This is a genomic window from Neobacillus sp. S1115 (genome assembly GCF_055385565.1).
Window position 1 is genome coordinate 15,001 of the sequence record NZ_AP038275.1, and the last position, 24,372, is coordinate 39,372.

The following is a 24,372-nucleotide window of genomic DNA, read 5'->3' on the forward strand; positions in this document are numbered from 1 at the left end:
AATGGCTGATACCGGATTGTTATTCAAAATTAGATGGATTCCTTCATCAGCAGAGAATTCCACCCCATTAGCAAATTTCGAGGCAAGAAACTCTTTAAATCGACTCCCGGTCATATGATAGGTATCCAGTATTTTCTCGGGAATATGGAGCTGGCTGCCGTTGCTATGTAGTTTTTCAAAGCAGTTTTTCCTCATAAGTAGGAAGAATAATTCATCGAGTTCAGGTATAAGCTGTAGTAATTCCTCCATTAGGACTTTTTCCCCTTCAAGCTGTTTCATGTGAAACAATTTTTCTGACATAAATGGAAAAAGTCCATTTTTTTGTAATTTCACTTCGTCTTGAAAAAATAAATAATTTTGCTTTTTTCTTTTTCTGGTGGAAACACCGTGTGCCAATACCGCTGTTGTTTCCGGATAGGATGGATCTACGGTTAAGATGCAGGCTTTTATTAAATGGACAAGGCCATAGAAAAGCAATATAGGTTTAATAACCAGCGGGGCTTTTTCTGCCTGTTCATAATAGATTTGCCCATGTTCGAGATAATATAAAAAGGCATATCCATTCTCATAGCTCTTTTGTTCAGGATTCTCAATATTCGCCTTTAGATAGCTATTTTTCAAATAGTGCTGACAGTATTCAGCTGAAAAAAAGCATGAGTAGCTTTTCCAGCCTTTAAATGGCGTATTCAAAGCAGATCACCTTTTTCAGAAAAATCTTACTAATATTTCTTCCTTGACAGTATTTTGTCCAATTGATAACCTACAAATAATATTTTTTGACCTGGAGGCTGTTAATATGTGGGAAAGTAAGTTCGCAAAAGAAGGATTAACGTTTGATGATGTATTATTGATTCCTGGCAAATCAGAGGTGCTGCCACGCGACGTGAGTTTGCAGGTGGAGTTAACTCCTGCGGTAAAGCTCAATATTCCAGTTATAAGTGCAGGTATGGACACAGTCACGGAATCCGAAATGGCAATTGCTATGGCCCGCCAAGGCGGCCTTGGAATTATTCATAAGAATATGACCATCGAACAGCAGGCTGAACAGGTTGAAAAGGTTAAGCGTTCAGAAAGCGGCGTTATCACTGATCCGTTTTTCCTGACTCCTGAACACCAAGTATTTGATGCAGAGCATCTAATGGGGAAATATCGTATTTCGGGTGTTCCAATCGTTAACAACATGGAGGAACAGCGTCTGGTTGGCATTATCACCAACAGGGACCTTCGTTTTATTCAGGATTACTCTTTCAAGATCTCTGATGTCATGACGAAGGAAAATCTAATTACTGCTTCAGTTGGGACAACCTTGAAGGAAGCTGAACAAATTCTTCAAAAGCATAAAATTGAAAAGCTGCCTCTTGTGGATGATCATGGAATGTTAAAAGGTTTAATCACAATTAAGGACATTGAAAAAGTGATTGAGTTCCCAAATTCCGCAAAGGACAGCCAAGGCCGTCTGTTGGCAGGAGCTGCAGTTGGGGTGACAAGCGATACGATGAAACGGATCGACAAGCTGGTGAAGGCTAACGTTGATGTAATCGTAGTCGATACCGCACACGGGCATTCCAAGGGTGTGCTAGACACTGTAAGGCAAATTAGAGCCGCCTACCCTAACCTTGCGATTATCGCCGGAAACGTAGCCACTGCAGAGGGAACAAGGGCCTTAATCGAAGCCGGAGTAGATGTCGTTAAGGTTGGAATTGGACCAGGTTCGATTTGTACGACACGCGTTGTAGCTGGTGTCGGAGTACCGCAAATAACAGCTGTTTATGACTGTGCTGGTGAAGCCATGAAACACGGGAAAACGATTATTGCAGATGGTGGTATTAAATACTCGGGTGATATCGTCAAAGCTTTGGCAGCAGGCGGACATGCCGTGATGCTGGGAAGCATGCTTGCAGGGGTAACAGAAAGCCCTGGAGAAACAGAAATTTTCCAAGGACGCCGCTTTAAGGTATACCGCGGCATGGGTTCAGTAGCAGCAATGGAAAAGGGCTCTAAAGACCGTTATTTCCAAGAGGACAATAAAAAGTTTGTCCCAGAAGGCATTGAAGGACGCCTTCCGTACAAAGGACCATTGGCAGATACCATTTATCAATTAGTCGGCGGCTTACGTGCAGGTATGGGCTACTGTGGTACGAAAAACCTAGAAGAATTACGAATGAACGCGCAATTCGTTAAAATGACCGGTGCCGGCTTACGAGAAAGCCACCCGCACGACGTTCAAATCACCAAAGAAGCACCAAACTACTCAATGTAAATAAAAAGCGTAGGAGCAGACTTTCCGTCTGCTCCTATTTTTATCCTAAGTTGATTGGAGCGGAAGGGGCGAGACTCCTGCGGGAGTATGGGGCAGGGGAGACCCCGCAGGAGCTTTAGCGACGAGGAGGCTCCCCGGCACGCCCGCGGAAAGCGAGCCCCTGGAGCGGAAATCAACGGATTACTGTGAATAAAGCCCTATCTATTTCTAGCAGTCTATCAAAATTGGCAAAAGAATGCTTCGATGCTCTCTCTATGATTTATAAAGCAGTTATGTTAAAATAACCAAAGTGTAAAAAATCATGGAGGGCGTTAATGTGAATAAACATGTTTTTAAAAAGTATCTTGCCAGTGCAATGGCCGTTATTTTGTTCTTCAGCCTTTTTGCCGGCATGGGCCAAGATAAAGCGGAGGCAGCCGCGGCGTTAAACATCAACGCGGACGGTGCCATATTAGTAGATGCTGAATCAGGCAAAGTGTTATACGAAAAAAATGCTGATACTGTCATGGGGATTGCCAGCATGACAAAAATGATGACTGAATATCTTTTACTAGATGCCATTAAACATGGAAAAGTGAAATGGGATCAGGAATATAACGTCAGTGATCTTGTTTATAAAATTTCCCAAGACCGCGCATTGTCGAATGTTCCATTGCGCCAGGACGGCACATATAAAATCCGCGAGTTGTATGAAGCGATGGTCATTTATTCTGCCAATGCAGCAACGATTGCTATTGCCGAAACAATTGCCGGGTCTGAAACCAATTTTGTGAAAATGATGAATGAAAAAGCCAAAAAGTTAGGCTTAAAGGATTATAAATTTGTAAACTCATCAGGTTTAAATAATGCCGAATATCGTGGCATGCATCCGGAAGGCACCGGTGAAACAGACGAAAACGTCATGTCTCCAAGAGCGGTAGCGAGTCTTGCCTTCCACCTAGTCAATGAATATCCCGAAGTGTTAAAGACGGCAAGCATACCGAAGAAAACATTTCGTGAAGGCACTTCTGACGCAATTAATATGATCAACTGGAACTGGATGCTTCCTTCTTTGGATTATGGATATAAAGGTGTCGACGGACTTAAGACGGGTACCACCGATTTTGCCGGCTACTGTTTTACCGGTACTGCCAGCCGTGATGGCAAACGGTTTATCACAGTTGTGCAAAATGCTAAAGATGCGAGCGGCAAAGGGGACTATAAGGCTCGCTTCGATGAGACTAAGAAAATGTTTGACTATGCATTTGCCAATACAACAAAAGAAACTATTGTACCAAAGCATTATCAGGTAAAGGGCCATAAAACGATACCTGTTATTAAGGGGAAGAATGACCAGGTAAAAGTTTATACAAAGTCAGCCATCAATATGGTCATTGAAAATGGCGAAAAGGAAAATTATAAACCGGTACTGGTATTAGATAAAAATAAAATTAACAAAAAAGGTGAACTAACAGCACCAATCAAAAAAGGTGATAAGGTCGGCTATTTAACAATAGAGCCTAAAAACAGCGATAAGGTCAACTTTTTAACTGAGGAAGGCAAAAGCAAATTACAAGTAGATGTCATTGCAGCCCAAGATGTTGAGAAAGCAAATTGGTTTGTCCTAATGATGCGGGGCATCGGAGGATTTTTCGGTGATGTCTGGGGAGGCATCTCCTCCACTGTTAAAGGCTGGTTCTAATTAGCTCTAAAGAACCTATAAGTAAAATGTTGGAAAGGATTCTTGTCTTGACAGGAATCCTTTTTTGTTGCTTTAATGATTTTATGGAATAAATAATTCGAATCGAATTAATAGGAATTTTCTAAATAATCAACGTTTTTAACGTGGAAAAACAAGGGGGATTTACAAATGAAAACAGGTACGGATCGGGTAAAACGTGGGATGGCAGAAATGCAAAAAGGCGGCGTCATCATGGACGTTGTTAATGCAGAACAGGCAAAAATTGCTGAGGAAGCAGGCGCAGTAGCGGTAATGGCGCTAGAGCGCGTACCTTCTGATATTCGTGCAGCTGGCGGCGTTGCTAGAATGGCAGATCCTCGAATTGTCGAAGAGGTTCTTAACGCTGTTTCAATCCCTGTTATGGCTAAGGCTCGTATCGGCCATATTGTGGAAGCACGTGTACTTGAAGCACTTGGTGTAGACTATATCGATGAAAGTGAAGTATTAACACCTGCTGATGAAGAGTTTCACCTATTAAAGAGTGACTTTACTGTTCCATTTGTATGCGGCTGCCGTGACTTGGGCGAGGCTGCCCGACGTATTGGCGAAGGAGCATCTATGCTTCGTACAAAAGGCGAACCGGGAACTGGCAACATCGTAGAAGCTGTCCGCCATATCCGCAAGGTTAACGCACAGATTCGCAAGGTTGTAAGCATGAACGAAGATGAACTTATGACAGAAGCAAAGCTATTAGGTGCACCATTTGAATTATTGCTTGAAATTAAGCGCAATGGCCGCCTTCCTGTTGTTAACTTTGCTGCTGGTGGTGTTGCAACACCTGCTGATGCAGCGTTAATGATGCAATTAGGTTCAGACGGTGTATTCGTTGGCTCTGGTATCTTTAAATCAGAAAACCCTGCGAAATTTGCAAGAGCGATTGTCGAAGCAACAACTCATTACCAAGACTATAAATTGATTGCTGAACTTTCAAAGGATCTTGGAACTCCAATGAAGGGTATCGAAATTTCTTCATTAGCCCCTGAAGCTCGCATGCAGGAGCGTGGATGGTAAAATGATTAAAATTGGCGTTCTCGCATTACAAGGAGCAGTTCGTGAGCATATTCAATCATTAGAAGCTTGTGGTGTCGAAGCCGTTGCCATTAAACACAAAGAGGAAGTAAAAGACGTTGATGGCCTTATTCTCCCTGGTGGAGAAAGCACGACAATGCGCCGCCTGATCGATAAATATGATTTTATGGATTCCTTAAAGGAATTTGCCCGGGAAGGTAAACCGATGTTCGGTACCTGTGCAGGCCTTATTCTTTTGGCAAAAAACATCGTCGGATACAGTGAGCCTCACCTAGGTGTGATGGACGTTACGGTTGAACGCAACTCCTTCGGACGCCAGGTGGATAGCTTCGAGGCTGACCTCGCTGTGAAAGATGTCGCGGGTGACTTCCCAGCAGTCTTTATCCGGGCCCCGCATATCGTAGAGGCAGGCGAAGAGGTCGAGATTCTTTCGAAGCATGATGGCCGCATTGTTTTAGCTCGTGAAGGGCAATTTTTAGGCTGTTCGTTTCATCCAGAACTAACGGATGACCATCGTCTTACAGCTTACTTTGTTGAGATGGTAAAAGAAGCAAAAAATCAAAAACAGCCTGTATAGATTGGTTGCTTTTGGCAAATAAATATAGTACTCTAAGTTATACAAATTAGAAATATGCAAAAGCAATGAGAGGAACTAGTAACAAGAGATTTATTCTAAAGAGAGCCGGTGGCTGGTGTGAACCGGTGAATAAGACTTGTGAATCCCTCCTCGAGTAGAGTGCGGAACACCTCATCACGAGGCTAGTAAGGACTCTCGGTGAAAAACCGTTACATTTTTAAGGTGGACAGATTCGTCTGTCAACCAGGGTGGTATCGCGGGTTAACTCTCGTCCCTGTTTTAGGGGCGGGAGTTTTTTGTTTGCCCTCGGATAAATAATAAAGGAGTGTTTAAGCATGTTGGATTTGAAGTATTTAAGAGCCAATTTTGCCGAAGTTAAAGAAAAACTGCAGCATCGCGGTGAAGATTTAACAGACTTAGGCCGATTTGAAGATTTAGACGTTAAACGACGCGAATTAATTGTCGAAGCGGAAAAACTGAAATCCAAGCGGAATGAAGTTTCTCAGCAAGTTGCAGTATTAAAACGTGAGAAGCAGGATGCCGATCACCTTATCAAGGAAATGCGTGAGGTTGGCGACCACATCAAGGAACTCGACGATGAACTAAGAGGCGTTGAGGAGACATTAGAACTATTATTGCTTAGCATTCCAAATATTCCCCATGAAACTGTGCCTATTGGCGAGACAGAAGACGATAACGTAGAAATCCGCAAATGGGGCCAGGTCCGCGAGTTCGGCTTTGAGGCGAAACCACATTGGGATGTAGCTGACCATTTGGGAATTCTTGATTTTGAACGAGCAGGAAAGGTGACCGGCAGCCGCTTTGTTTTTTATAAAGGTCTTGGTGCCCGCCTTGAGCGTGCGTTAATAAGCTTCATGCTTGACCTCCATGTCGATGAGCATGGTTACACAGAGATACTGCCTCCATATATGGTGAATCGCACCAGCATGATTGGAACAGGCCAGCTGCCAAAGTTTGAAGAGGATGCCTTTTTAATTGAAAACGAGGACTACTTCCTAATACCGACCGCAGAGGTGCCGGTTACTAATTATTACCGCGATGAAATTTTAAGCGGCGAAGAGCTTCCAATCCGCTTTGCAGCCTACAGCGCTTGCTTCCGTTCTGAAGCTGGTTCTGCAGGGCGTGACACAAGAGGCTTGATCCGCCAGCATCAATTCAATAAGGTTGAGCTTGTGAAGTTTGTAAAGCCTGAGGACTCTTATCAAGAGCTGGAGAAACTGACTGCTGATGCCGAAAAGGTTCTTCAATTACTGGAATTGCCATACCGTGTGTTAAGCATGTGTACGGGCGACCTTGGCTTTACAGCGGCAAAAAAGTACGACATTGAAGTGTGGATCCCGAGCTATGGAACTTACCGTGAAATTTCTTCTTGCAGTAATTTTGAGGCGTTCCAGGCAAGACGGGCTAACATCCGCTTCCGCCGCGACCCTAAGGCAAAACCGGAGCATGTGCATACACTTAATGGGTCTGGCCTCGCGATCGGCCGTACGGTTGCAGCTATTCTGGAAAACTACCAGCAGGATGACGGCAGTGTCGTAATTCCAGCTGTGCTGCGTCCATATATGGGTGGCCGCGACGTCATAAAGCCGTAATAAACAATGTATAACCAAGTTGAATAGCGCCTTTTTTAATGGCATATTAATAATGTTGACACAGGGTTAAATATATGATAAATTAACTTCTGTTGTCACGGAGGAATACCCAAGTCCGGCTGAAGGGATCGGTCTTGAAAACCGACAGGCGGGTTAAACCGCGCGGGGGTTCGAATCCCTCTTCCTCCGCCATCACAAGAAAAAACGCGCATAAAAACTGGAGATAAAAATTCGTTACAATCCTTTGTAACGGATTTTTTATTTTTAAAGAAAAAAGCACATATCAGGGATTACCCAATATGTGCTTTTGTTATATATAAAATTTCCTTTAGCTTGTCTTCTACTTCTTGGCATACTCGTTTGGCGTCAGCTTCACTATTCACCACATCGGTTGTGTCCATATCAATGACCAAAACCTCACTGGCATTATAGCGCTCCATGACCCATTCATCATAGCCCTTCCAAACCTCGAAATAATATTCCTTCAGTTCCGGGTTAATTTCAAAGCTGCGGCCGCGGGCCATAATCCGATCAATCACCGTATCAAACGATCCTTTTAAATAAACCATCAAATCAGGAGCTTTTTTGGGAAGTTCTTTTAACTCCTCCAGCATATTGTCGACTAACTCTTCATAGATTTTAAATTCGAGGCTGGAAATCCTGCCTAAATTTTTATTGACATAGGCGAAGTACCAATCTTCATAAATAGAACGGTCCTGAATGGTATAAATCGGGTTTGTCCAATTGATGCAATCCTTGACTGTTTTAAACCGTTTATTTAAGAAAAATAATTGCAATAGGAAGGGAATTCTTCTTGCATCCAATTCTTCCTGTGTTAATTCATAGTAAAGCGGGAGAATCGGGTTGTCATCCACCGCTTCATAAAAAACTTTGCTGTCAAGGCCATTATTCTGAAAGTGTGCTTTTAAAGTGTCAGCCACACTCGTTTTGCCAAGACCGATCATGCCTCCAATAACGATGCTCACGAACATCCCCCTGTTTCTATATAGTGTTTGTCCAGCTGTTTGCTTTCAATGATACTCCTAGCTTTTCAATGATATAGTCTAAATCCTGCTTGTTTTTCACAAAATCCAGCTCATCACCACTGAAACGGAGAACCGGTATTTCCGGATGCTCCTTTTCAAAAATAGTCATTGTGTTTTCATAATCAATGGAAAGCTGCTCTAAATAAAGCGGGCTGATGTTTTTCTCGACCTCGCGCCCACGGATTTTTATTCGCTTTAATAAGGTATCGAGACTTGCGTGCAAATATATGATGACATTCGGTTTTGGCATATCCTCTGTCAAAATTTGATAAATCTTATAATACTTTTTGTATTCGTCAGGACTCAATGTCCGAGTAGCAAAAATTAAATTTTTAAATATATGATAGTCAGCCACTACAGATTTATTTTTGCTTAAATAATGGGAATTAATATCTCCAAGCTGTTTAAAGCGATTGCAGAGGAAAAACATTTCTGTCTGGAAACTCCATTCCTCGATGTTTTCATAAAATTTCCCTAAGAATGGATTTTCATCGACAATCTCTTTTAATAATTCAAACTCAAAATGCCGAGAGATGGCTTTGGCGAGAGATGTCTTTCCGACACCTATCGGTCCCTCAACGGTAATAAAGGGTGTACCCCCCATTTGGCTGCTCCTCCTTCTCCAATTGCCTGCAGATTCTATCTTTTCCAGATTCGTCTGGTTCATATATATATGCAATTTTTAATAATTGTCCTGCAAAGTCGCCAAAAAGCGACAAGCACCTTGTCACTTATTCGAGCAATTATGCTTTAATTCGACACAAACATCATTTTATCACAATCGGTACAGGAAGGGATATGGAATTTTTGAGGAAGCTTTTACATGTTTATAAGAAAGAAAAAACCGCCGGAGACCGGCAGTTATCAGGTGGAGAATACTCGTGTTCCTCTTTTTGTTACGTTGAAATTATCAACGATCAACAGCCAGTTTTGCGGGAAGGCAAGGCCTAGTTTCCAATAGCTCATTCCTCTTAAATTCATCTGTTTGATCAAATCAAATTTTGCCTGGATAGAGCGGGCGTCTTCAAACCAGACTTCATGCTCTTTGCCAGCCGCATCCTTATATCTAAAATGTGGTGCTTGCGCTTTTGTATCGTATTCAATTGGGACATTGTGTTGGGCTGCAAGCTGTATGGCTTGCTGTGGGCTGACAGCCTTTGCCACGGTACCTTGAACGAAAGGCAGGGTCCAATCATAACCATAGAGATTTTGCCCCATGAGGATTTTGTTAGATGGTATATCTGTCACCGCATAATCCAACACTTTTTTTACCTGGTCAATTGGCGAGACTGCCATGGCCGGACCGCCGCTGTAGCCCCATTCATAGGTCATGATGACAACAAAGTCGGATATTTGACCGTGGGCCTTATAATCATGTCCTTCATACCATTTTCCTTGCTGGGTTGCACTTGTTTTTGGCGCAAGGGCAGTGGACATAAGCCATCCTTCACGTGAAAAGCGCTGCTTTGCCTTTCTTAAAAAGCGGTTATAAGCCTCGCGGTCAGCAGGGCGCAAGAATTCAAAATCAAAATGGATATCACGGAACCCGTTTTTTTTTGCGGTGGCGACAATGTTATTGATAAATCTATCTTGAATTGCGATGTCATTAAGAAGAATCCGCCCTAGCTCATCGCTGAACTGGTCATTTTCCTGGTTATTGATGACCATCATTAAGACATTGCGGTTGGCGTTTGCAATCGCCGGAAAGTTATTTAATAGCGGCTCCTTTAGCGTGCCGTCACGCCGGGCCTGAAAGCTGAATGGGGCTAAATAGGTAATATAGGGCGCTGCCTCGCGGGCACTTGCTTCCAAATTAGGGGCAACAGTTGTCCCGCGTGGTTCCACGTAAGCATTGAATTCGGCATTTCTTTTTTTCCCCTGAGGAATATAAAGCCTTAGACCGACATTGAGCGGCTGGTTAACGGGAATGCGGTTCACATTGGCAAGTTCCTGGGCGGTAGTGCCGTAATCGCGGGCTATTGTAAATAATGATTCACCCGACTGAACGAAATGAAAACGGCCGATAATCGGAATGACAAGTGATTGTCCGATAACCAGCTGATTAGGATTTGGCAAATCATTTGCCTCTATAATATCCTGGGTGGTTGTATGGTAAGCTCTTGCAATGGTTGTCAGCGATTCATTTCTTTTAACCACATGAATCTGCATCTCAATCCCTCCCTGCACATTTGCGCTACAACTATTCTATGAGGGCGGGACTTAATACATGTTATAATGTTAATAATTTTCCTATAAACGGAATTAGTTTTAGAAGGCGGTTTATTAAGATGACTAACCAAGATGAGAAATTTATGCTGGAAGCCATAGCAGAAGCAAGGAAGGCAGAGGAGCTGGATGAGGTACCGATTGGGGCTGTTCTTATCCATGATGGTAAAATTATTGCCCGGGCCCACAATCTAAGAGAAAGCGAGCAGAATGCGACGGCCCACGCCGAGCTGCTGGCCATTGACCAGGCCTGCCGGGAAACAGGCTCATGGCGGTTAGAGGATACTACTCTTTATGTCACGTTGGAGCCTTGCCCGATGTGTTCAGGGGCGATTATCTTATCGAGGGTCAAACGCGTGGTATACGGGGCGAGCGATCCAAAGGGCGGGTGTGCCGGAACGCTAATGAATCTTTTACAGGATTCACGCTTTAACCACCAATGCGAGGTTGTTAAAGGCGTCTTAGCAGAAGAGTGCGGCAGCATGCTTTCATCTTTTTTTCAAAAAATAAGAGATCGCAAGAAGCAGGAGAAAAAGTTGAAGCGGCACGCATCAGAAACAAACTTACAGTAATTTACAGTTAATATCGATTGCTTTTTTGCTAGATTGTTTGTATACTAAAAAGGCGTCAGATACGACGCACTAATAATTGGTATCAACTTTGCCGCGCTAGGTGGGGAGGTAGCGGTGCCCTGTACCCGCAATCCGCTCTAGCGGGACGGAATCCCTTCCCGAGGCTGATGGCCTGTAGGGTCTGCCTTAAGTAAGTGGTGTTGACGCCTGGGTCCTGCGCAATGGGAATCCATGAACTATGTCAGGTCCGGAAGGAAGCAGCATTAAGTGGACGCTCTCATGTGCCGCAGGGGTGCCTGGGCCGAGCTAACTGCTTAAGTAACGCTTATGGGCGTCAGTCGACGGAAGGTGCGCGGCAGTTATTACATATGCCATAATAAAACTCATCTCAGATTCTGGGATGAGTTTTTTTGTGAACTCTTAGGATTACTTTTGTAAAAAGGAATTTGAATACGTTATAATATATTAGACTAATTTGAAGGGGGCGATGTCGAGTGTCATATCAAGCTTTATATCGGGTTTGGCGTCCGCAGAAATTTTTTGACGTAGTGGGACAGGAACATGTCACGCAGACATTGCAAAACGCCCTGCTTCAGCAAAAAATCTCTCATGCATACCTATTTTCCGGTCCAAGAGGAACAGGAAAGACGAGTGCGGCTAAAATATTAGCAAAGGCGATTAATTGTGAGCATGCTCCTGTTGCTGAACCGTGCAATGAATGTGCGGCCTGCCTCGGGATCACGAATGGAACGATTCCGGATGTCCTGGAGTTTGACGCTGCCTCTAACTCGCGGGTGGAGGAGATGCGTGATGTTCTTGATAAGGTCAAATTTGCCCCCACGGCAGTAAACTATAAGGTCTATATCATCGACGAAGTGCATATGCTCTCCATTAGCGCTTTTAACGCTTTACTTAAAACGCTGGAGGAACCGCCGAAGCATGTCATCTTTATTTTAGCCACGACAGAACCGCATAAAATCCCACTGACGATTATTTCAAGATGCCAGCGTTTTGATTTCAGACGGATTACCGCAGGGTCTATTGTTAACCGGATGAAGCTGATTGTCGAGGAAACCGGCATTGACTGCGATGAGCGGGCCTTGCAAATGATAGCCAGAGCAGCTGAAGGTGGAATGCGTGACGCATTAAGTCTGTTGGATCAAGCCATATCCTACAGTCAGGACCGGGTGACAGTTGAAGATGCGTTGACCGTCACAGGCTCTGCATCACAGGCATTTTTAAATAAAACGGCCAAGGCGTTTCAGGATAAAGATGTGGCAAGCGGTCTGGAGGCGCTCGAGGAACTTTTATTTCATGGAAAGGACCCAGCGCGCTTTATCGAAGATTTGATCTTGTTTTACAGGGATATGCTGCTATACAAAACGGCACCAAATCTTGAGGAATCTCTCGAGCGGGTGATGCTGGATGATGAGTTTCGCCTGATGGCAGACGAAACGCCAACAGAGCAAATTTATCAGCTGATTGATTTCTTAAATAAGACTCAGCAAGAAATGCGATGGACCAATCACCCGAGGATTTTCCTGGAGGTAGCCATTGTTAAGCTTTGCCAAATGGAAACTAGCCAAAGAGAGACCGCGAGTTCCGGAGAATTGCAGCAGCTACTGACGAGGATTGAGCAGCTTGAGTCGGAACTTCATCACTTAAAAGCTAACGGCGTAGCCGCAGCACCTCAAGATGCCGCGCCACAGCCACAAAAACAGGTACAAAGAACCTCAAGAAACGCCTTCCAGCCGGCTGTTGGTAAAATAAATGAAGTGCTAAAGCAAGCCACAAAAAATGACTTGAATCTGATCAAGGGTAATTGGGGCGAAATGCGATCGAGTCTCATGAAATCACATGCTGCCTTATTAAATGAAGCAGAGCCGGTTGCAGCATCTGCAGCAGCCTTTGTTTTAAAATTCAAGCATGAAATGATTTGTCAAATGGCGATGAGCCGAGGCGATTTCCTGGAAGCAGTAAGCACTATCTTGAACAAATTAACTGGCAAAAGGTTCACGCTTTTAGGAGTTCCTGAAGAGCAGTGGTTAACCATCCGTGAAAATTTCTTAAGCACCCAGCATGGGGAAGAAGGGGAAATCAGCGGGCCTGCCCATGAAGAGGAGCCGCATATCGCTGAAGCCAAAAAGCTATTTGGCGAAGAATTTATTGAAATAATTGATTAAAAGTTAGGCGAAAATGCAAAAAACAGCTATCAATGTGATTATATAATCTAAATTTAATTGGAGGTTGATTTATCGATGCGTGGTGGAATGGGTAATATGCAAAATATGATGAAGCAAGTGCAAAAAATGCAGAAGAAAATGGCAGAGGCACAAGAACAATTAGGTGAGGAAAAAATTGAAGGAACTGCCGGCGGCGGAATGGTAACCGTCGTGGTAACAGGCCATAAAGAGGTTGTAGATGTTCAAATTAAACCTGAAGCAGTCGATCCTGATGATGTGGAAATGCTTCAAGACCTTGTCCTTGCAGCCGTAAACGATGCACTTAAAAAAGCTGATGAACTTTCCAATAATACTATGGGACAATTTACAAAAGGATTAAACCTGCCATTTTAAAAACAATAAGCGTTAAGCGCCTTAAGCAGCCACATGCTGCTAAGGGCGCTTTTAGCTTTTTCTAAAGAGAGGAACATAAATTATGCATTATCCAGAACCGATTTCGAAGCTGATTGATAGCTTTATGAAGCTTCCTGGCATTGGGCCAAAAACAGCCGCACGGTTGGCTTTTTTTGTCTTAAGTATGAAAGAGGATACCGTCTTGGATTTTGCAAAAGCATTAGTGAATGCCAAGCGGAATTTAACATACTGCTCTGTCTGCGGTCACATTACCGATCAAGATCCATGTTACATATGTGAAGATCAGCGCCGGAATAAGGGCATAATATGTGTAGTGCAGGATCCAAAAGATGTAATTGCGATGGAGAAAATGAAGGATTACAACGGATTGTATCATGTTTTGCACGGGGCTATTTCACCTATGGATGGCATCGGCCCGGAGGATATTAATATTCCCGGACTGCTAAAGCGGCTTCAGGACGAAACTATTCAAGAAGTCATTTTAGCTACCAATCCCAATATTGAAGGGGAAGCAACAGCTATGTATATCTCACGGCTGCTAAAGCCGTCGGGTATTAAAACAACAAGGATTGCCCATGGACTTCCGGTAGGCGGGGATCTTGAGTATGCAGATGAGGTTACCTTATCAAAAGCATTAGAAGGGCGAAGAGAATTGTAATATTAAAATTAAATTTAAATGCTTTAATGCCGGGGGGATGGCGATGTTTTTTCGGCGCAAAGGAAAGCTTCGGAAGGAATATAATGAAAAGCTTTTAATCCAGTTAAATAAATATAAAGATTATTGGCGGCAGGAAAAACTCCTTTTGGAAAGAAGTCTTGATCCCTCTGAAGAGGTCATTTGCCAATCAAAAGTCGCAGAAGCAAAATATATTCTTCTATTAAGAGAAGCTAAATACAGAAATGTGACACTAACAAAATAACTATTTTTAAACAACTCAAGCAATTGATTGCTTGAGTTTTTTTTATTGTTCTATTTTTAAGGGCTTGTACATAGCTTTTTAAGTAAAGAGACCATTGGAGGGTGACGCTTTTTGGAACCAATGTTTGTGATTGCCGTTTTGGGGGGACTAATTGTATTATTGTTATTTACCGGAGCGCCATTTAAGCCTGCCCGATTTGTCGGCCAAGCTGTTATAAAAATATTGATAGGAGCATTATTTTTGTTTTTCCTCAATACAGCAGGAAATCAGTTCGGGATTCATGTTCCAATAAATTTTGCCACGTCTGCTGTATCAGGGTTTTTAGGAATTCCGGGCCTATGTGCGTTAGTGGCGATTCAGCAATGGGTTCTTTGAGACAGAACCGCTCTTTAGCAGCGGTTTATTTTTTTTGAAAAAGGTATTGACCAACATAAAATTATCCTGTAATATATTTTAAGTCGCCGCTAACACGGCAGACAAGAAATAAAAAAAGTTGTTGACTTCAACAACAAGAAATGATATATTTAAAAGGTCGTTTTAAAGCGACGAAGAAATTGACCTTTGAAAACTAAACAAACAAAAACGTCAACAAACAATAATATTCGTTTCGTTTGAAACGAAGCCAACGTAACATTTTTGAGCTAATCAACTCAACTTTATTGGAGAGTTTGATCCTGGCTCAGGACGAACGCTGGCGGCGTGCCTAATACATGCAAGTCGAGCGAATCACTGGGAGCTTGCTCCCAGTGGTTAGCGGCGGACGGGTGAGTAACACGTGGGCAACCTGCCTGTAAGACTGGGATAACTTCGGGAAACCGGAGCTAATACCGGATAATTTCTTCCCTCGCATGAGGGAAGGCTGAAAGTCGGTTTCGGCTGACACTTACAGATGGGCCCGCGGCGCATTAGCTAGTTGGTGAGGTAACGGCTCACCAAGGCGACGATGCGTAGCCGACCTGAGAGGGTGATCGGCCACACTGGGACTGAGACACGGCCCAGACTCCTACGGGAGGCAGCAGTAGGGAATCTTCCACAATGGACGAAAGTCTGATGGAGCAACGCCGCGTGAGCGATGAAGGCCTTCGGGTCGTAAAGCTCTGTTGTCAGGGAAGAACAAGTATCGGAGTAACTGCCGGTACCTTGACGGTACCTGACCAGAAAGCCACGGCTAACTACGTGCCAGCAGCCGCGGTAATACGTAGGTGGCAAGCGTTGTCCGGAATTATTGGGCGTAAAGCGCGCGCAGGCGGTCCTTTAAGTCTGATGTGAAAGCCCACGGCTCAACCGTGGAGGGTCATTGGAAACTGGGGGACTTGAGTGCAGAAGAGGAAAGCGGAATTCCACGTGTAGCGGTGAAATGCGTAGAGATGTGGAGGAACACCAGTGGCGAAGGCGGCTTTCTGGTCTGTAACTGACGCTGAGGCGCGAAAGCGTGGGGAGCAAACAGGATTAGATACCCTGGTAGTCCACGCCGTAAACGATGAGTGCTAAGTGTTAGAGGGTTTCCGCCCTTTAGTGCTGCAGCTAACGCATTAAGCACTCCGCCTGGGGAGTACGGCCGCAAGGCTGAAACTCAAAGGAATTGACGGGGGCCCGCACAAGCGGTGGAGCATGTGGTTTAATTCGAAGCAACGCGAAGAACCTTACCAGGTCTTGACATCCTCTGACACTCCTAGAGATAGGAATTTCCCCTTCGGGGGACAGAGTGACAGGTGGTGCATGGTTGTCGTCAGCTCGTGTCGTGAGATGTTGGGTTAAGTCCCGCAACGAGCGCAACCCTTGATCTTAGTTGCCAGCATTCAGTTGGGCACTCTAAGGTGACTGCCGGTGACAAACCGGAGGAAGGTGGGGATGACGTCAAATCATCATGCCCCTTATGACCTGGGCTACACACGTGCTACAATGGATGGTACAAAGGGCAGCGAAGCCGCGAGGTGAAGCCAATCCCATAAAACCATTCTCAGTTCGGATTGCAGGCTGCAACTCGCCTGCATGAAGCCGGAATCGCTAGTAATCGCGGATCAGCATGCCGCGGTGAATACGTTCCCGGGCCTTGTACACACCGCCCGTCACACCACGAGAGTTTGTAACACCCGAAGTCGGTGGGGTAACCGCAAGGAGCCAGCCGCCTAAGGTGGGACAGATGATTGGGGTGAAGTCGTAACAAGGTAGCCGTATCGGAAGGTGCGGCTGGATCACCTCCTTTCTAAGGATAATGCAGCCTTTTAGGGCTGATAATAAGGTTGACTGTTTTTTGTTTGTTTAGTTTTGAGAAGTTAATTCTCTTTGAATATGTTTTGTGGGCCTATAGCTCAGCTGGTTAGAGCGCACGCCTGATAAGCGTGAGGTCGATGGTTCGAGTCCATTTAGGCCCACCATTTAATTTTACAGTGAATATTGGGGGATTAGCTCAGCTGGGAGAGCGCCTGCTTTGCACGCAGGAGGTCAGCGGTTCGATCCCGCTATCCTCCACCAATATCGTTCTTTGAAAACTAGATAATCGTAAAAGAAGAAGTAACCAAGTAAGAACCGAGTAATCGCCATTTTAGTTTTTCTCTCTTATTTTTAAGAGTAAGTAAAACCTTTTAGGTTAAGTTAGAAAGGGCGCACGGTGAATGCCTTGGCACTAGGAGCCGATGAAGGACGGGACTAACACCGATATGCTTCGGGGAGCTGTAAGTAAGCGCCAATCCGGAGATTTCCGAATGGGGAAACCCACTGTTCGTAATGGAGCAGTATCTTTACCTGAATACATAGGGTATTGAAGGCAGACCCGGGGAACTGAAACATCTAAGTACCCGGAGGAAGAGAAAGCAAACGCGATTCCCTGAGTAGCGGCGAGCGAAACGGGAACAGCCCAAACCGAAAGGCTTGCCTTTCGGGGTTGTAGGACACTCAACATGGAGTTACAAAGGAACGGGGTAGATGAAGCGGTCTGGAAAGGCCGGCCATAGAAGGTAAAAGCCCTGTAGTTGAAACTTCGTTCCCTCCTGAGTGGATCCTGAGTACGGCCGGACACGTGAAATCCGGTCGGAAGCAGGGAGGACCATCTCCCAAGGCTAAATACTCCCTAGTGACCGATAGTGAACCAGTACCGTGAGGGAAAGGTGAAAAGCACCCCGGAAGGGGAGTGAAAGAGATCCTGAAACCGTGTGCCTACAAGTAGTCAGAGCCCGTTCATGGGTGATGGCGTGCCTTTTGTAGAATGAACCGGCGAGTTACGATTGCATGCGAGGTTAAGTTGAAGAGACGGAGCCGCAGCGAAAGCGAGTCTGAATAGGGCGAATTAGTATGTAGTCGTAGACCCGAAACCAGGTGATCTACCCATGTCCAGGGTGAAGTCCAGGTAACACTGGATGGAGGCCCGAACCCACGCACGTTGAAAAGTGCGGGGATGAGGTGTGGGTAGCGGAGAAATTCCAATCGAACTTGGAGATAGCTGGTTCTCTCCGAAATAGCTTTAGGGCTAGCCTCACGTAGTTAGAGTCTTGGAGGTAGAGCACTGTTTGGACTAGGGGCCCTCATCGGGTTACCGAATTCAGACAAACTCCGAATGCCAATGACTTATCCGTGGGAGTCAGACTGCGAGTGATAAGATCCGTAGTCAAAAGGGAAACAGCCCAGACCACCAGCTAAGGTCCCAAAGTATACGTTAAGTGGAAAAGGATGTGGAGTTGCTTAGACAACCAGGATGTTGGCTTAGAAGCAGCCACCATTTAAAGAGTGCGTAATAGCTCACTGGTCGAGTGACTCTGCGCCGAAAATGTACCGGGGCTAAACGTATCACCGAAGCTGTGGGTGGACACCTTATGGTGTCCGCGGTAGGAGAGCGTTCTAAGGGCGTTGAAGCTAGACCGTAAGGACTGGTGGAGCGCTTAGAAGTGAGAATGCCGGTATGAGTAGCGAAAGATGAGTGAGAATCTCATCCACCGTATGCCTAAGGTTTCCTGAGGAAGGCTCGTCCGCTCAGGGTTAGTCGGGACCTAAGCCGAGGCCGAAAGGCGTAGGCGATGGACAACAGGTTGATATTCCTGTACCACCTCTTTATCGTTTGAGTGATGGGGGGACGCAGGAGGATAGGGTAAGCGCACTGCTGGATATGTGCGTGCAAGCAGTTAGGCTGGCAAGTAGGAAAATCCGCTTGCCATAAGGCTGAGCTGTGATGCCGAGGGAATTATAGTACCGAAGTTCCTGATTCCACACTGCCAAGAAAAGCCTCTAGCGAGATAAAAGGTGCCCGTACCGCAAACCGACACAGGTAGGCGAGGAGAGAATCCTAAGGTGAGCGAGAGAACTCTCGTTAAGGAACTCGGCAAAATGACCCCGTAACTTCGGGAGAAGGGGTGCTTTTTGGGGTGAATAGCCCCGAAGAGCCGCAGTGAATAGGCCCAGGCGACTGTTTAGCAAAAACACAGGTCTCTGCAAAGCCGCAAGGCGAAGTATAGGGGCTGACGCCTGCCCGGTGCTGGAAGGTTAAGAGGAGGGGTTAGCGCAAGCGAAGCTCTGAATCGAAGCCCCAGTAAACGGCGGCCGTAACTATAACGGTCCTAAGGTAGCGAAATTCCTTGTCGGGTAAGTTCCGACCCGCACGAAAGGCGTAACGATCTGGGCACTGTCTCAACGAGAGACTCGGTGAAATTATAGTACCTGTGAAGATGCAGGTTACCCGCGACAGGACGGAAAGACCCCATGGAGCTTTACTGTAGCCTGATATTGAATTTTGGTACAGCTTGTACAGGATAGGTAGGAGCCTGAGAAGCCGGAGCGCCAGCTTCGGTGGAGGCGTCGGTGGGATACTACCCTGGCTGTATTGAAATTCTAACCCGCACCCCTGATCGGGGTGGGAGACAGTGTCAGGTGGGCAGTTTGACTGGGGCGGTCGCCTCCTAAAGTGTAACGGAGGCGCCCAAAGGTTCCCTCAGAATGGTTGGAAATCATTCGCAGAGTGTAAAGGCACAAGGGAGCTTGACTGCGAGACCTACAAGTCGAGCAGGGACGAAAGTCGGGCTTAGTGATCCGGTGGTTCCGCATGGAAGGGCCATCGCTCAACGGATAAAAGCTACCCTGGGGATAACAGGCTTATCTCCCCCAAGAGTCCACATCGACGGGGAGGTTTGGCACCTCGATGTCGGCTCATCGCATCCTGGGGCTGTAGTCGGTCCCAAGGGTTGGGCTGTTCGCCCATTAAAGCGGTACGCGAGCTGGGTTCAGAACGTCGTGAGACAGTTCGGTCCCTATCCGTCGTGGGCGCAGGAAATTTGAGAGGAGCTGTCCTTAGTACGAGAGGACCGGGATGGACGCACCGCTGGTGTACCAGTTGTCTTGCCAAAGGCATCGCTGGGTAGCTATGTGCGGACGGGATAAGTGCTGAAAGCATCTAAGCATGAAGCCCCCCTCGAGATGAGATTTCCCATAGCGTCAAGCTAGTAAGATCCCTGAAAGATGATCAGGTTGATAGGTCAGAGGTGGAAGCGCGGTGACGTGTGGAGCTGACTGATACTAATCGATCGAGGACTTAACCAAGTCATAATTAAGTAAGGTGAACTCGTTCTTATAAACTTCTTCTGCGTTATCTAGTTTTGAGGGAATGAAACCTCTAAATAAATAGGTCTGGTAGTAATGGCGAGAAGGTCACACCCGTTCCCATCCCGAACACGGAAGTTAAGCTTCTCAGCGCCGATGGTAGTTGGGACGCAAGTCCCTGTGAGAGTAGGACGCTGCCGGGCAAATAAAAAGACAACCTTAAAATGGTTGTCTTTTTTTGTTTAGAAAGTGAAGTGTGAGTGATGCACGAGAACCGTCCCCATGCATCAATAAAAAATCGACATTAGACATACACCCAATTGTGAATGGCGACATATATTATTATTGCGGATACGAAAATTCGAAAAATTGTATACAAATTTTTGTTATCGGGCAGAATGGGTGTATGGAGGTGGAGCGATTGAGTTCAAACTTAGCACATAACCATTTGGGGGAAACATGCGTTATTTGTGAGAATCTTAAAGCGAAAGGCATACATCTATACACTTCTTTTATTTGCACTGAATGTGAAAATGATTTAATTCAAACAGACACGAGCGATCCAAAATATAAACATTATCTGAAACAGCTTAGAAAAATTACAACGCCCGAAATATTTTCATAACAAAGTCCTGATTGGGGCTTTATTTTTTTTCCCTAAAACGAGACAATAGGTTAGAATCTTAACAAGGATGTAAGGAAATGTTTAAGCAGATGAAAACACCTTTATATGATGCGTTAATAAAGCATGAATTCAGGAAACCAGTTTCCTTTCATGTTCCTGGACATAAATATGGTCTTATTTTTGATGCGAATGCGCAGGAGCACTTTAAACAAATTCTAAAGCTGGATGCAACTGAGTTAACTGGATTAGATGACTTGCATTCTCCTGCAGGAGCAATTTTAGAAGCAGAAGACCTTTTAACGCAGCTTTATCAATCAAAGAAAAGCTACTTTCTTGTAAATGGCTCCACTGTCGGAAATATTGCCATGATTTTAACGGCGTGCTCGGAGGACGATACGGTCCTGGTACAAAGGAATAGCCATAAATCGGTCCTGAATGCTATACAGCTGGCCAAGGCAAGACCCATATTTCTGGAGCCGGAATATGACCAAGATTGGATGGTTCCCTCTGGAATATCAGTGGAGACTGTTAAAGAAGCCATCACCCGGTATCCGAATGCAAAAGCCCTTATATTGACATACCCAAACTATTACGGGGTGGTCTCTGATTTACAAGGGATTATTCAGGAGGCGCACGGGAATAACATTCCAGTCCTAGTGGATGAGGCACATGGGCCCCATTTTATCCTCGGAAAACCTTTCCCAGCATCAGCTGTCCAACTTGGTGCGGATATTGTTGTGCAATCAGCGCATAAGACACTCCCGGCCATGACGATGGGGTCCTTTTTGCATTTTAATAGCTGTCTTCTTGACAATAAAAAAATCAAGGGTTACTTGGAAATGTTTCAGTCCAGCAGCCCGTCTTATCCGATCATGGCATCGCTGGATTTGGCGAGAGGCTATCTAGCAGCCTATGAGCAGAGGGATTTAGAATTTTTACAAAGCGAGATCTCCTTATTTAAAAGGGATTTGGCTGATGTTTCCGCGATTAAGATATTAGACTATCCAAATCAGCAAGGGGATTTATTAAAAATCACGCTTCAGTCACGAAGCAAATTAAGTGGCTTCGAGCTGCAGCAAAGGCTGGAGGAATACTCCATATATACAGAATTAGCAGATCCAAATAATCTCCTGTTCATTCTTCCACTACTGAAGGATGAACAAAAGTATCCCTTTAGGGAAACGGCTGCAAAAATAAAAGAGGCTCTAAAAGATATTTTTTGTGATTGTGACGAGGAAAAGGAAGAAATTCAATTAAGTATTAATCGAATTTCTGAGTTAGCTATTCCTTTCAAAAAGATGGGCGATTATGAGGAGTGGGAAATTTCTATTTCTGAAGCAGAGGACAAGGTTTGTGCGGAAACGATTATTCCTTATCCTCCTGGGATTCCGCTTTTGTTAAAAGGAGAGCGAATCACTGCTGAAAAGCTAAGCCGCTTACATAAGCTGATGAAAACGGGGGCAAGGTTTCAAGGTGGTTCCTTATTAAGAAAAAATATGCTGAAGGTTTTTTGGACAACTTAAGATATACAGTTTTGGAGGTTTCATAGATGACGAACGGAACGTTTATTACATTCGAGGGCCCGGATGGGGCAGGCAAAACTACAATCCTCAGTATGGTTGCTGAGCAGCTGCCAATGGCAATGGTTACAAGGGAACCTGGCGGCATTGATATTGCGGAACAAATCCGCCGCGTCATTTTGGCAAAAGAAAATACGGCCATGGACCCGCGGACGGAGGCGTTGCTCTATGCTGCCGCAAGAAGACAGCATTTAATTGAAAAAGTAAAGCCTGCCTTAGAAGAGGAAAAAGTTGTCTTGTGCGACCGCTTCGTTGACAGCTCCCTGGCTTATCAAGGCTACGCCCGGGGATTAGGAATTGAAGAGGTATGGACGATTAACCAATTTGCAATTGAGAAGATGATGCCAGATTTGACGATTTACTTTGATATTGAGCCGGAAGCTGGGCTGGAGCGAATTAATAAAAATAAAGGCAGAGAAGTTAACCGCTTGGATTTGGAAGACCTGGAGTTTCACCAAAAGGTGAGAGAAGGCTATCATATCCTTTTAGACCGATTCCCCAGCCGGATTATCAAACTTGATGCCTCAGGAACAATCGAGGATGTTTTTCAACAAACACTCGACATAATCAAATCAAAGCTAACAGAAAAAAAGCCTTCGCGATAAGGCTTTTTTTGCTAGCGAGGAAAACCTTCCTAATTTATTGCGAATGTAAGTCCCCAAAGAAACTGTTATAATAAAGGATAAGTAATGCCGGAAATTCCAAAGGAGAGGGCGGATTTACTATGAAACTTATTATTGCGGTAGTTCAAGACCAGGACAGCAATCGTTTGTCAAAGGCGTTGGTGGAAAATAATTTTAGAGCAACAAAGCTGGCGAGCACTGGCGGGTTTTTAAAATCAGGGAACACCACTTTCATAATCGGTACTGAAGATATTCGCGTTGACCGGGCTCTGCAGATTATTAAGGATAACTGCCGTGCCCGCGACCAGCTAGTGTCACCTGTTTCGCCAATGGGCGGCAATGCCGACTCATATGTCCCTTATCCAGTAGAAGTCGAGGTTGGCGGGGCAACGGTTTTCGTGCTTCCGATTGAGCAGTTTTTACATTTTTAAATCCTATTCTTTAGTTAGTGAGTGATAATCTTGGTGAAAACCTGGGATCAACTGGAGGAGCTGCAGCCGGCGGTCCTCCGCATGTTAAAAAATAGCTTATTAAAAAGTCGGGTGGCTCACGCTTACCTTTTTGAGGGCATGAGAGGAACGGGGAAAAAGGAAATCGCCGAACTTCTAACCAGGGCTCTTTTCTGTGAATCGTTAATTGATGGGTATAAACCTTGTGAGGCCTGCAGCAGCTGCCGGCGTATCAATAGCGGGAATCACCCAGATGTGCACATTATCGAGCCGGACGGTCAATCTATTAAGGTAGAACAAATCAGAAACCTCCAGTCGGAGTTTTCCAAAAAAGGAGTAGAATCCTTAAAAAAGGTTTATATGCTAGTTCATGCTGATAAGATGAGCGTAAGTGCTGCCAATAGCCTCCTTAAATTTCTCGAGGAACCAAATGCCGAAACGGCAGCATTATTACTAACCGAACAGCCTCAGAAAATCCTTCCGACGATTCTCTCAAGATGCCAGGCTTTAACCTTCCAACCGCTATCGCCGCAAAAAATGGTAAGTCAGTTGGTTGAAAATGGTGTAACACCGCAAAAAGCCCCACTACTTGCACAGTTGACTAATAGTCTGGATGAGGCGCTAGAATTAAATGTCGATGAATGGTTTGCACAAGCCCAAAAAATAGTGGTAAAATTATATGAGGTGTTAGAAAAAAATCCGCTCGAAGCGATGGTCACGCTTCAGACCGATTGGTTCTTGCACTTTAAAGAGAAGGAACAAATTCAACGTGGGTTAGACTTATTACTTCTTATTTTTAAAGATTTATTATATATACAATTAGATAAGCAGGAGCAAATTGTTTTTCAAAATGATTTGGAACGCATGCGGCAGTTTGCTCTAAAAACATCAAGGCGGCGCTTAACGGCTCAAATGTCAGCTATTCTCGAAGCAAAGAGAAAGCTTGCTGCGAACATGAATCCTCAGCTGATGATGGAACAGCTTGTGCTTAAATTGCAGGAGGGATCTTGAA

The 24,372-nt window shown here is 44.9% G+C and carries 20 protein-coding genes, 3 tRNA genes, 3 rRNA genes, 1 other RNA gene and 1 other annotated feature (1 of these 28 only partly in view); of the genes, 23 read left to right on the plus strand and 4 right to left on the minus strand.

The window, feature by feature from the left end; all coding sequences use genetic code 11:
• On the minus strand, positions 1-690 hold the 5' portion of the coding sequence (locus ACZ5B7_RS00065) for a YaaC family protein (protein ID WP_464492202.1). Its footprint begins 258 nt before the window's first position; only the first 690 of its 948 coding nucleotides appear in the window; the start codon lies at positions 688-690; its stop codon lies beyond the left edge, outside the window.
• A gap of 106 nt (positions 691-796) precedes the next feature.
• Between ACZ5B7_RS00065 and guaB the strand changes: the two genes are divergently transcribed.
• From guaB to ACZ5B7_RS00095, 6 genes are all read left to right on the plus strand, one after another.
• On the plus strand, positions 797-2,260 hold the full coding sequence (gene guaB / locus ACZ5B7_RS00070; protein WP_464492203.1) for an IMP dehydrogenase: 1,464 nt from the start codon (positions 797-799) through the stop codon (positions 2,258-2,260).
• Positions 2,261-2,615: 355 nt separating this feature from the next.
• The gene (locus ACZ5B7_RS00075; protein ID WP_464494405.1) at positions 2,616-3,941 is read left to right on the plus strand and encodes a D-alanyl-D-alanine carboxypeptidase family protein; all 1,326 of its coding nucleotides are present in this window, start codon (positions 2,616-2,618) and stop codon (positions 3,939-3,941) included.
• Between the two features lie 168 nt (positions 3,942-4,109).
• A complete protein-coding gene (gene pdxS / locus ACZ5B7_RS00080) occupies positions 4,110-4,991 on the plus strand; it encodes a pyridoxal 5'-phosphate synthase lyase subunit PdxS (protein ID WP_213148390.1) in 882 nt (293 codons plus the stop codon).
• 1 nt (position 4,992) lies between these two features.
• Positions 4,993-5,586 (plus strand): pyridoxal 5'-phosphate synthase glutaminase subunit PdxT, encoded by a 594-nt coding sequence (gene pdxT, locus ACZ5B7_RS00085; RefSeq protein WP_464492204.1) that lies wholly within the window; start codon positions 4,993-4,995, stop codon positions 5,584-5,586.
• A gap of 56 nt (positions 5,587-5,642) precedes the next feature.
• Positions 5,643-5,865 (plus strand) — a binding site (T-box leader).
• 56 nt (positions 5,866-5,921) lie between these two features.
• Entirely contained in the window at positions 5,922-7,199 is a 1,278-nt protein-coding gene (gene serS / locus ACZ5B7_RS00090; protein WP_464492205.1) for a serine--tRNA ligase, read from the plus strand.
• 99 nt (positions 7,200-7,298) lie between these two features.
• Positions 7,299-7,391 (plus strand) — tRNA-Ser (locus ACZ5B7_RS00095).
• A 98-nt stretch (positions 7,392-7,489) separates the two neighbouring features.
• On the opposite strand, the gene ACZ5B7_RS00100 is transcribed toward ACZ5B7_RS00095, so the two are convergent.
• The 3 genes from ACZ5B7_RS00100 to ACZ5B7_RS00110 all read right to left on the minus strand — a co-directional run bounded on the left by ACZ5B7_RS00100 (position 7,490) and on the right by ACZ5B7_RS00110 (position 10,414).
• The gene (locus ACZ5B7_RS00100; protein WP_464492206.1) at positions 7,490-8,191 is read right to left on the minus strand and encodes a deoxynucleoside kinase; all 702 of its coding nucleotides are present in this window, start codon (positions 8,189-8,191) and stop codon (positions 7,490-7,492) included.
• Between the two features lie 10 nt (positions 8,192-8,201).
• Positions 8,202-8,849 carry a deoxynucleoside kinase gene (locus tag ACZ5B7_RS00105; RefSeq protein ID WP_464492207.1) on the minus strand — a complete coding sequence of 216 codons (648 nt, stop codon included), beginning with the start codon at positions 8,847-8,849 and terminating at the stop codon, positions 8,202-8,204.
• 260 nt (positions 8,850-9,109) lie between these two features.
• Positions 9,110-10,414 carry a glycosyl hydrolase family 18 protein gene (locus ACZ5B7_RS00110; RefSeq protein ID WP_464492208.1) on the minus strand — a complete coding sequence of 435 codons (1,305 nt, stop codon included), beginning with the start codon at positions 10,412-10,414 and terminating at the stop codon, positions 9,110-9,112.
• A gap of 119 nt (positions 10,415-10,533) precedes the next feature.
• On the opposite strand from ACZ5B7_RS00110, the gene tadA reads away from it, so the two are divergent.
• The 17 genes from tadA (at position 10,534) to holB (ending at position 24,371) form a co-directional block, all read left to right on the plus strand.
• The gene (tadA, locus tag ACZ5B7_RS00115; RefSeq protein WP_464492209.1) at positions 10,534-11,043 is read left to right on the plus strand and encodes a tRNA adenosine(34) deaminase TadA; all 510 of its coding nucleotides are present in this window, start codon (positions 10,534-10,536) and stop codon (positions 11,041-11,043) included.
• 91 nt (positions 11,044-11,134) lie between these two features.
• An RNA gene (gene ffs / locus ACZ5B7_RS00120) (signal recognition particle sRNA large type) lies at positions 11,135-11,399 on the plus strand.
• Positions 11,400-11,537: 138 nt separating this feature from the next.
• Positions 11,538-13,226, plus strand: a complete 1,689-nt coding sequence (gene dnaX, locus ACZ5B7_RS00125) for a DNA polymerase III subunit gamma/tau (protein ID WP_464492210.1) — start codon at positions 11,538-11,540, stop codon at positions 13,224-13,226.
• A gap of 75 nt (positions 13,227-13,301) precedes the next feature.
• Positions 13,302-13,619 (plus strand): YbaB/EbfC family nucleoid-associated protein, encoded by a 318-nt coding sequence (locus tag ACZ5B7_RS00130; protein ID WP_213148382.1) that lies wholly within the window; start codon positions 13,302-13,304, stop codon positions 13,617-13,619.
• 82 nt (positions 13,620-13,701) lie between these two features.
• Positions 13,702-14,298, plus strand: coding sequence for a recombination mediator RecR (recR, locus tag ACZ5B7_RS00135; RefSeq protein ID WP_213121203.1), 597 nt, complete (start codon positions 13,702-13,704; stop codon positions 14,296-14,298).
• Positions 14,299-14,341: 43 nt separating this feature from the next.
• Positions 14,342-14,560, plus strand: coding sequence for a YaaL family protein (locus tag ACZ5B7_RS00140; RefSeq protein ID WP_423800279.1), 219 nt, complete (start codon positions 14,342-14,344; stop codon positions 14,558-14,560).
• 111 nt (positions 14,561-14,671) lie between these two features.
• Complete coding sequence (locus tag ACZ5B7_RS00145; RefSeq protein ID WP_213148381.1) at positions 14,672-14,935, plus strand: pro-sigmaK processing inhibitor BofA family protein; 264 nt, start codon at positions 14,672-14,674, stop codon at positions 14,933-14,935.
• A 281-nt stretch (positions 14,936-15,216) separates the two neighbouring features.
• Positions 15,217-16,766: ribosomal RNA gene (locus tag ACZ5B7_RS00150) — 16S ribosomal RNA — on the plus strand.
• 95 nt (positions 16,767-16,861) lie between these two features.
• Positions 16,862-16,938, plus strand: a tRNA-Ile gene (locus ACZ5B7_RS00155).
• Between the two features lie 21 nt (positions 16,939-16,959).
• Positions 16,960-17,035: transfer RNA gene (locus tag ACZ5B7_RS00160), tRNA-Ala, on the plus strand.
• 113 nt (positions 17,036-17,148) lie between these two features.
• Positions 17,149-20,083 (plus strand): 23S ribosomal RNA (locus tag ACZ5B7_RS00165).
• An 86-nt stretch (positions 20,084-20,169) separates the two neighbouring features.
• Positions 20,170-20,286, plus strand: a 5S ribosomal RNA gene (gene rrf / locus ACZ5B7_RS00170).
• The 16S, 23S and 5S rRNA genes sit together here with 2 tRNA genes alongside, the layout of an rRNA operon.
• 203 nt (positions 20,287-20,489) lie before the next feature.
• A complete protein-coding gene (locus tag ACZ5B7_RS00175) occupies positions 20,490-20,708 on the plus strand; it encodes a sigma factor G inhibitor Gin (protein ID WP_378588543.1) in 219 nt (72 codons plus the stop codon).
• Between the two features lie 77 nt (positions 20,709-20,785).
• Positions 20,786-22,231: an aminotransferase class I/II-fold pyridoxal phosphate-dependent enzyme gene (locus ACZ5B7_RS00180; RefSeq protein ID WP_464492211.1), complete on the plus strand. Its 1,446-nt coding sequence runs from the start codon at positions 20,786-20,788 to the stop codon at positions 22,229-22,231.
• Positions 22,232-22,257: 26 nt separating this feature from the next.
• Positions 22,258-22,893 (plus strand): dTMP kinase, encoded by a 636-nt coding sequence (gene tmk / locus ACZ5B7_RS00185; RefSeq protein WP_464492212.1) that lies wholly within the window; start codon positions 22,258-22,260, stop codon positions 22,891-22,893.
• Between the two features lie 119 nt (positions 22,894-23,012).
• Positions 23,013-23,342: a cyclic-di-AMP receptor gene (locus ACZ5B7_RS00190; RefSeq protein ID WP_213121161.1), complete on the plus strand. Its 330-nt coding sequence runs from the start codon at positions 23,013-23,015 to the stop codon at positions 23,340-23,342.
• A 30-nt stretch (positions 23,343-23,372) separates the two neighbouring features.
• Positions 23,373-24,371: a DNA polymerase III subunit delta' gene (gene holB, locus ACZ5B7_RS00195; protein WP_464492213.1), complete on the plus strand. Its 999-nt coding sequence runs from the start codon at positions 23,373-23,375 to the stop codon at positions 24,369-24,371.
• Position 24,372: the final 1 nt, after the last annotated feature.